Origin of the sequence: Plebeiibacterium sediminum (assembly GCF_026013605.1) — a bacterium.
GTDB lineage: Bacteria > Bacteroidota > Bacteroidia > Bacteroidales > Marinilabiliaceae > Saccharicrinis > Saccharicrinis sediminus.
Genome location: NZ_JAPDPJ010000021.1, coordinates 80,318 through 89,798 on the forward strand (window position 1 = coordinate 80,318; position 9,481 = coordinate 89,798).

The window sequence follows — 9,481 nt, forward strand, 5'->3', positions numbered from 1 at the left end:
AGATTCAATATTAAAATGAAGAAGCATATTTCAATTTTAACTTTAATTCTAATAGTACTTAACTTGGGTTGCACTCAGGAATCAAAAGAAACTGATGGAATCATTGATTCATTGTTTCAAGAAGTTCAAAACAATCCTCATGACTTATTAAAAGCTTCTGATATATATAAGAAAAAAGAAAACGAAGATCTTAATGACATAATAAATAAGGATTCCAAAGCCAAACTATATTATATTGATGCACTTTATTACCGATCTATAAATAAAAGAGACTCCGCAGTAATAACTCTGGAGAAAGGATTCAACTTATTAAAAAAACACAGTGATCTAAAATTTAATATTGCACTTCTTGCAGCGGAAAGTGCAGCCAGGATTCCTGACCAAGAAAAAATGGATCGTTTTTACAAGTATTGTTTAGCCTATGCTCTAAAAAAACAAAATCCGGTTCAAATAGCTCAATGCAAAAGTGTATATGCCTTATATTATATGACAGAAAACAAATATGTGGATGCACTTTCTTTTCTTCAAAGTGCAGATAGTATTTTAAGAGTTCATCACATAACTATTCATAGAGATTATTATCAGTATTTGTTAGGTTATAATAATGAAAAGAGAAGCTTTAATTCCAAGGCCTATGAACACTATATAAAATCAATGGCTCTATGCGACTCTACAAATAATGCTTTCAGAAAACTACAGAACTATCAACGTATCGTTTCACTGTACCGCAAAGACAATCGTTTTGATGAAGCTTTAAAGTGGCAGATACAAAAACTAGAACTTGTAAAGCAATCAAATAATTCACGTATGTTACGCGAAAGCTATGAAGGCTTGGGTATTATTTATACAGAAATGAAAGACTGGGATAATGGTGAGAGATATTTTAAAGAATCCCTTAAATGTGCCAGAGAATCAAATGTAAAATCAGGAATAGCAACTTCGCTAACTAATTTAGGCAATTTTTATATAGAAAAAGGTTCGTATAAACAAGCAGTTCAAATATTAGATGAAGTATACGATTACAAATTAAAGATTAATGCTAGTTATGCATCACGAATTAAAACACTTAACAGTTTGGCTAAAACCTATATGGCCTTAAACAATAACAGCATGGCGCATAAGTATTTTAATATGTCATTGCAACTTTGCGATTCCACTGAGTCTGTATATTTAAAATCGATCACCAATAAACAAGTATATACATTATATAAAAAGGAGAAGAAATATGCCGAAGCCATCAATTATATTACGGCCTACTTAAAATATGAAAAGGAGCATGAGTTAAGAAAGTCATCAGAAAAGCTTAAAGACTTAATGGTAAGGTACGAAACCCAACAAAAGGAAAAGAAAATTGCAATACAAAAGGAAGAATTAAAGAGCAGCAGATTAGTTATAGCAGCACTTATTAGTATTGTTGTATTAATAATTGTTATTCTTATTCTTTTTGTTTTAAATAAAAAAGTGCGTAAAAAGGCTATTGAATCTATCTACAAACAGCACCTTCAAGTACAAAACAAACAAGATATTATTAACCAGCTACTAAAAGAAAAAAACATACATAATACTCAGAATAACGAAAATATATTACTATCTCAACTATTAGCATTACTCGAAGATGATAAAATATTCAGAAGGCAGGATTTAACTCTTGAAATACTGGCAAAAAAACTCAATACAAATATTACCTATGTATCTCAAATCATTAATAAAGAATTTGACTGCAACTTTAATACACTAATCAATAGATATCGAATTTCATATTGTAAAAAACATATTGAAAGTCATAAGCATTCAAAAATACTAATGAAACAACTGGGTTTTGAATCAGGTTTTGCATCTCAAAGTACATTTTATAGTGCATTTAAAACAGAAGTAGGTATGACTCCATTGCAATTTCAAAAAGCCATTTTGCTATCTGAATAATATTTTAAGCCATCACTGAATAAGTTAACATAACGTAAAATCAGAATTATTAAACTTAAATGAGTTAAAAAATGCTCCATTTAAGCTGCTTATTTATACCTGAGCGTATCCATAATTATAAAAAATTAACGCAATATTTCTTTAATTAATGTTAACGAAATTTCACAACGAAGCATTTTTATGCTATAAAACACTTTTTGGCTACTTAGAAATTGATTTTTTGCCAAAAACAGTGATAATAATCACATTTTTTGACTCTTTGGGGTAAGTAAATACATTGGGACGGTAATATTACGGAAATATTTCTTTATATCAAAAAGCATGTTATAAAATATGCTTAAACTTTGTTATAACACTATTATTATATACACTCTTTGATTATTTTTGTGTCATAATAAAAATTCATTAATAACCGTAGCAAACCAAAAACATGTCAAAAAAATTATTGATTAGAGACCTAACGCTTAGAGATGGTCAGCAGTCGTTATTCGCTACCAGATTACGACAAGAGCAAATTGATAGAGTTCTTCCTTTTTATAAGGATGCCAACTTCTATGCAATGGAAGTATGGGGTGGAGCTGTACCTGACTCTGTAATGCGTTACCTAAACGAGAACCCATGGACACGTCTTCAAACAATTAAAAAAGCTGTTGGTGATGTAAGTAAACTAACTGCATTGTCAAGAGGACGTAACTTATTTGGTTATACACCTTATACTAATGAAATTATTGATGGTTTCTGTAAAAATGCCATTGATTCGGGACTTGGTATCATGCGTATTTTTGATGCATTAAATGATATCGATAACGTAAAATCAACTATCAAATATGTAAAACAGCACGGTGGTATTGCTGACTGTGCAGTATGTTATACAATTGACCCTGCTTATCCGGAACCACCAAAGAAAAAAGGATTAGCTGGTTTATTTGGTAAAAGAGAAAAAGGACAAGAACCTGTATTTACAGACGAATACTTTGTAAATAAAGCAAAAGCTCTTGAAGAATTAGGAGCTGATATGATTACTATTAAAGATATGAGTGGACTTATTCCTCCAACTCGTGTATCTAAATTAGTAGGCGACTTTAAGAGAAACGTAAAAGTTCCTGTTGACTTCCACACACACTGTACTCCAGGTTATGGTTTAGCTGCAGTATTATCAGCTATTATGGCAGGTGTTGATGTTGTTGACACAAACATTTGGAACTTTGCAGGTGGACCTGCTGCTCCAGCTATTGAGTTAATCTATTTATTCACTAAGAAATTAGGAATTGAAATGGATATTAACATGGAAGCTGTTGCAAAAATTAACGCAGAATTACTTACTATCAGAAAAGAGTTAGCTGATGTTGACGGAGTGAAACAATTCCCTAAACCATTCAACCCTCTTACTGATGAACTTCCAGCAAATATTGATGCAGAATTTGATAAAGCTATCGCTGCTGCAAAAGCTGGTAACGAAGATGCATTATTAAATGCTTGTCATGCTATTGAAGATTACTTCAACTTCCCAAAACCAAACAACTTGGTTAAAGAAGCTGAGATCCCAGGTGGTATGTACACAAACATGGTAGCTCAGTTAAAAGCGCTTAAATCAGAAGACATCTTAGAAGATGCTATGAAATTAATTCCTACAGTACGTATGGATGCTGGTTTACCTCCATTGGTAACTCCAACAAGTCAGATTGTAGGTGCTCAGGCGGTTAACTGCGCAATGGATTTGAAGAAAGGAAGTGCTATGTACACTAACGTTTCAAACCAATTTATCAGTTTAGTTAAAGGTGAGTATGGGAAAACTCCAATTCCTGTAAAACCAGAATTCAGAGAAAAGATTTGTGGTCACAGAGATGAGCGTCCATTCGATACTTCTACTTATAAAATGCAACCAAATCCAGTATTGGAAAACTTTGGTGGTGTTAAATTAGCTGAAAACGAAGAAGAAGTTTTACTTCTTGAGTTATTCCCAATGGTAGCTAAAGGTTATTTAACCGGAGTTAAAAAAGCTGCTTGGGAAGCTAAACAAGCTAAAGAACCTAAAAAAGAGGTTGTTACTGAAGAAACTCCTAAAAAAGAAGCTCCTAAAGCTACAGGTAAGAAAGTTACTATTCCTATGCCAGGAAGAATTTTACAATATCTTGTAAAACCTGGTGATAAAGTGGAAAAAGGACAAACTGTTGCTACTTTAGAGGCAATGAAAATGGAAAACAGCATTACTGCAGATTTTGCTGGTTATGTTAACACTTTAATGGCTGCTGAAGGTGATACTTTACCTGCTGATGCACCAATTATGGATATTGTTGACGCTCCTGTTGCTACAGAAGCTCCTGCTGCAACTGAGGCTCCTAAAGCTGCAAAAGCTACAGGTCCTACAAAAGCAGTTAATGTTCCTATGCCAGGTAAAATTTTAGATATCCAGGTTAATGCTGGTGATAAAATTGAAAAAGGTCAGGTTGTTGTAATTCTTGAAGCTATGAAAATGGAAAACAGCATTACAAGTGACTTTGCCGGAACTGTAAATGATATTTTTGTAAACGTTGGCGACACTGTTGCTGCTGATACAAAAATTCTTGATGTAGTACAATAATCAAATTAGATAGGAACAAGAGCAAGTCTCTTGTTCCCTTTTTTTGCATCATCATCAACAAAATAAAAAAGGAAAAGCCCGAATTGATTTGATTCAGTTCGGGCTATTTTTTTAATATACCTAATAAACCGTAGTATTACTTATAATTCCGTATCACAAAATCATAAACATTCTGATACATTATTTTTTCCAGGATTGTTTCAATCGATAGTCCCATAGCTAGAGCTTTAAAATCATTATTATCGGTGAAATAAACCAACAAAGCATCCATTAAATTTTTATACTCATCGGCAACTATAAAGGAATCAACAGGATTAATCATTCCGTCAAAATCAGTTCCCAAACAAATCGAGTTCCAAACTTTCGCTTTTTCAGTTTCGCTTATATCAGAATCCACTACAGCTTTTGCAATTTCAATAATATTCTCCCCTATTTGCTTAGTCCAAAACTGAACTACCTTTTTTGTGTTATTCTTAATATCGTGGTTGCTAAACTCTTTAGACTTTTCGATTCTCTCAGCTCCGGATAATATCCTTTGATCTAAGTTTAATCCAATAATACCACCTGATTCAACTATAATTCTAATTTCTTCTTTAGATAAATTGATACTCCATGGATTAAAGAACTTAGATTCTTCATACTTCTTTTTATCTGTGTCTGGTAACGTAATAGAATCTAAAATAGTATCATGTGCTCCAAAACCCATGTGACTGGCAATTATCGGAATTCGATTACTGGCAGCTATGCCTTCATTATATTTGGCTATCTTATGGTAATACCATAATCGGGCAGAAACACTCATATGTTTGGTGTCTATCAAAATCCTCTTGCCATTACCTTTATATTTACCAATACCAAGTAAACAATCTATAACTTCCTCTCCCCTTGGGTTAACGGGTTCATTTAACCCTACCTGCTGATGCAATAAAAATGAGGCAGCTCCATCAGGAATACTTCTTGCCTGTCCCAGCATTCCATTATAAAAATGGTGCGACATGGTAACATACAAAGGCACATGATTCCATGATGTTTTTATTTTTTGAATATTACTTAAAGTAGTTTCATGCACTTCAGGATTATGAATAATCTGATCAGCATTGGCAGAAATTAAAGAATGCGCACCTTCTATAGAAGGAATTACAATTATTACATTTTCATCGCTTTCATACTGTTCAATATCCATTGAGTCTTTAGCCAAAACATATTTCCAGTCCTCACCATTTACCTTGTACGTTTTATTATGATCTTGCAATAAAAATTCATATTCCTTTTGCAAGAATTCAAAATAATTAAAGGAATCACTTTGAACCATATTAATATACCTGACAGGTAAATGGCTTATAAAAAACTTGGCTATAAAATCAGATATATCCCCTTCGCCAATTATCTCAGGATCTAACCAACTTTGCTCTAAAGGATACAAGGCCGCAACAACCAGCTTTACATTTCCTCTGGCCAAAGCCGGCATGCTTGTTTGAAAATATTCAGGATAAGCACTATCGCGCTGACGTTTTTTTGGTTTATTGTCACTCCATAATGAGTTTTTTCTGTCTTTATCTGCTTCCTTAAAAGCAAAAGGATGCATGGTTGGATGACAATGCAAATCAGCAAATATCTTCTTCATAGTTATCTAGCTTTAGTCTTAATCTTATATTTCTATTAATCTTAGTACCTCTTTTTAATGATAAACCTTAGTTTAAAAGGTTAACTACTAAGATTAGGATTCTCTTTTAATATCAACAACTTCTACTTTATATATTATACTTTTTCTCCCCGGTATTTTATCATCATCACCTACTAAGCCATGAGCCCGGTGAGGTGGCATAATAAAGGTAGCCTTAGCGCCCTTATTTAATAACAATATACCCTCTTCCAGACCTGGCTCTACACCACCCTGTCCAACTTTAAACCTTTTATTACCTAATGAATCCGATGAATAGCAAGCTGTTCCATCCAACAGTGTAATTTCAAATGAAAGCTCAACCACATCGCCTTTTACTGCCAAATCACCTTCACCTTCACTGTCGATATGATACCACAAGCCTGTTTTTGTTTCTTTCATCTGAAGATTATTCTCTTCAACATATACCTTAATGGCATCAGCATCCAATGAAACCATTCTTCTGTTAATTGAAATCAAATCCTCAGCTGTAGGTCTTCTTTTTTGCTCCTTATCCTTATTCTGTATGGCACACGAAGAAATAAGCAAAAGAAATATTCCGAAGGTTATATAGGTTTTAATCATTGTTACGATCCTCTTTATATTGTTTGTAAAACTTTTCTATTTCGCTTTTAAACTTTTCAATTGTCTGTTCCATATTTAGTTGCGACTCACCTCCTGCTGCGTTTCGATGACCCCCTCCATTAAAATTCAACTCTGAAAATTGATTTACAGGAAAATCGCCTCGTGATCGGAAAGAACACTTTATCTTACCATCTTTCTCCATAAAAAAGGCTGATATATTAATACCTTCAATGCCCAATGGATAATTTACAAATCCTTCAGTATCTCCAGGTTGAAAACTAAAATCTTCCAACTCCTGTTTATCTAGCCATAAAAATGCCGCTTGCTGTTCCGGTAATAAAAACATCTTTTCACCTAAAACATGACCAAGTAATTTCATTCTATGAAAAGAGTTACTATGAAATACCAATTCATGTATTTTATCCTTTTCAATATTCTTTTCCAACAAGTTAGCTACAATTCTATAGGTATCCGGATTTGATGAGTTATAGCTTAACGAACCCGTATCCGTCATAATACCCGTATAAAAACATTCAGCAGCATCACTGTTCACAAATTCTTCCCATCCACATTTACCTATAACCTGATAAACCAATTCACAAGTTGAAGATGATTGAGGTACAGAAATCATAATATCTGCAATCTCTTCCGGGTATGGATGGTGATCTATCATAACTTTAAGAGCTGTTGATTCTGAAACTGCAGTACTTAAATCACTTATTCGTTTAAGACTATTAAAATCAACAAATATCAATGCGTTTGCCTCTTTAATTCTGTCTTCCGCTTTCTTTTTATCCTCCTCAAAAATAATCACATCATCAGCACCCTTCATCCAGCTTAAAAATTTAGGAAAACCAGACGGAGTAACTACCTGAGCCTCTTTCCCCATCTTCATCAACACATTTTTTAATCCCAAAGAAGAGCCCATTGCATCGCCATCCGGATTTAAATGCGGGATAATAACTATATTTTCAATATTGGATACTTCAGCCTTTAGTTTATCTAGAATTTTACTATCAATCATTTTTAATTTTTTAATCATCAAATATAGTTAAATAAAGAAAACTGAATTTTGACTTAAGAGAAAATATTCCTAATATTAAATACTTCAAAATTGAATTATTTAAACAAGATAATTATGGCAGGAAATAAAACACTAACAATCATTAAACCTTTTGCGGTAAAGAAAAGAAATTTAGGTGCCATACTAGCAAAAATCGAAGAATCAGGATTCCGCTTTTGTGCTATAAAAACCTTAAAGCTTGATAAACATGAAGCTGAAGATTTTTATGTGGAACACAAAGGAAAACCTTTTTTCGATGAACTTACAGACTTTATGTCGTCTGGTCCTATTACTGCAGCTATTCTTGAAAAAGAAAATGCTGTTGAAGATTTCAGATTTTTAATTGGAGCTACTGATCCTACCGAAGCTAAAGAAGGTACCATTAGAAAAATGTTTGCTACCGATAAAGCTCATAATGCAATCCATGGATCTGATAGCGACGAAAGCGCCGAACGGGAATGTAATTTCTTTTTTAGCAGAAGAGAATTGTTATAAGAAAACACAATAATATTGAGAAGCTGGGGAATAAAAAGCATCAAACTTTTAATTTTTCCAGCTTTGTTGTTTTCTTTGGGAAAGAATTACTACGAGATGAAAGAATCTATTAACAATAAAAGTATTACAGAATCAGCCAGTCAGTTTGATCATTTAGAAGAAATGTCTGTACATGAACTATTGTCCAATATTAATAATGAGGATGCTAAAGTTCATATTGCTGTGCAAAAAGCTATTCCTCAGATAGAAGAATTAGTTGAAAGAATTGTAATAAGAATGCAAAAAGGAGGACGTATCTTTTATTTAGGAGCTGGAACTAGTGGCAGACTAGGTGTTCTTGATGCATCTGAGGTTCCACCAACATTTGGGGTTCCGGATAATATGGTTATTGGACTAATCGCAGGTGGTGATGTTGCATTAAGAAAAGCTGTGGAAGCTGCAGAAGATAATCCTGACAAAGCCTGGGATGAACTATTAAAATATAATATCAATAGCAACGATACTGTAATTGGAATTGCTGCATCGGGAACCACTCCTTATGTAATTGGGGGTATTAAACACGCACGGGAACACGGTTTACTGACTGGGTGTATCACATGTAATCCTCAAAGTAAAATTGCCGAAGTAACAGAATTTCCTATCGAAGTAATTGTAGGACCTGAGTTTATTACCGGAAGCACTCGGTTAAAGTCGGGAACTGCTCAAAAAATGGTTTTGAATATGATTACTACCACAATCATGATTAAGTTGGGTCGCATTAAAGGCAACAAAATGATCAATATGCAACTTACCAACAAAAAACTGGTAGACAGAGGTTCACGGATGATTATGGAAGAAACTCATCTTTCCTACGAAAAATCAAAAGAACTGCTTCTAAAACATGGATCTGTTAAGAATGCTATAGAAGCTTATAAAAACAGATGATAGTTACTTATTAATTTGAATCTATACTTAAAATTACAAAGAGTTCACAGAAGTATATCCTTTCAGATTTAATGTATATCATTAAAAAATAAAAAACTCAGTGCCTCAGCCCCTCTGTACTCATTTTTAATCAGAGCTGTCCTAATTATACTTGTCAACTGGTGCTTCGCCCAGACCTGACTTCATTTTTTGTCATGCCACAAAAAACAGAAGCAAAAAAAGGCTAGGCTGCACCCACTTCTCTCAAAAA

At 33.4% G+C, this 9,481-nt stretch carries 7 protein-coding genes; 4 read left to right on the top strand and 3 right to left on the bottom strand.

The annotated features are described in order from the left end of the window. The first annotated feature begins 15 nt into the window (after positions 1-15). Positions 16-1,923: a tetratricopeptide repeat protein gene (locus tag OM075_RS10825; protein ID WP_301190529.1), complete on the top strand. Its 1,908-nt coding sequence runs from the start codon at positions 16-18 to the stop codon at positions 1,921-1,923. A gap of 430 nt (positions 1,924-2,353) precedes the next feature. Further along, positions 2,354-4,504 (top strand): biotin/lipoyl-containing protein, encoded by a 2,151-nt coding sequence (locus OM075_RS10830; RefSeq protein WP_301190530.1) that lies wholly within the window; start codon positions 2,354-2,356, stop codon positions 4,502-4,504. Positions 4,505-4,640: 136 nt separating this feature from the next. On the opposite strand, the gene OM075_RS10835 is transcribed toward OM075_RS10830, so the two are convergent. The 3 genes from OM075_RS10835 to OM075_RS10845 all read right to left on the bottom strand — a co-directional run bounded on the left by OM075_RS10835 (position 4,641) and on the right by OM075_RS10845 (position 7,773). Next, a complete protein-coding gene (locus OM075_RS10835) occupies positions 4,641-6,128 on the bottom strand; it encodes an amidohydrolase family protein (RefSeq protein ID WP_301190531.1) in 1,488 nt (495 codons plus the stop codon). 93 nt (positions 6,129-6,221) lie between these two features. After that, complete coding sequence (locus tag OM075_RS10840; protein WP_301190532.1) at positions 6,222-6,749, bottom strand: FKBP-type peptidyl-prolyl cis-trans isomerase; 528 nt, start codon at positions 6,747-6,749, stop codon at positions 6,222-6,224. Beyond that, positions 6,742-7,773: a DHH family phosphoesterase gene (locus OM075_RS10845; protein ID WP_301190533.1), complete on the bottom strand. Its 1,032-nt coding sequence runs from the start codon at positions 7,771-7,773 to the stop codon at positions 6,742-6,744. The genes OM075_RS10840 and OM075_RS10845 overlap by 8 nt, the downstream gene beginning before the upstream one ends. A gap of 114 nt (positions 7,774-7,887) precedes the next feature. Here OM075_RS10845 and ndk point away from each other — a divergent pair, with 114 nt between their 5' ends. Together ndk and murQ are read left to right on the top strand one after the other, a co-directional pair. Next, positions 7,888-8,307 carry a nucleoside-diphosphate kinase gene (gene ndk / locus OM075_RS10850; protein ID WP_301190534.1) on the top strand — a complete coding sequence of 140 codons (420 nt, stop codon included), beginning with the start codon at positions 7,888-7,890 and terminating at the stop codon, positions 8,305-8,307. Positions 8,308-8,403: 96 nt separating this feature from the next. Then, entirely contained in the window at positions 8,404-9,231 is an 828-nt protein-coding gene (gene murQ, locus OM075_RS10855) for an N-acetylmuramic acid 6-phosphate etherase (RefSeq protein ID WP_301190535.1), read from the top strand. Positions 9,232-9,481 lie beyond the last annotated feature (250 nt).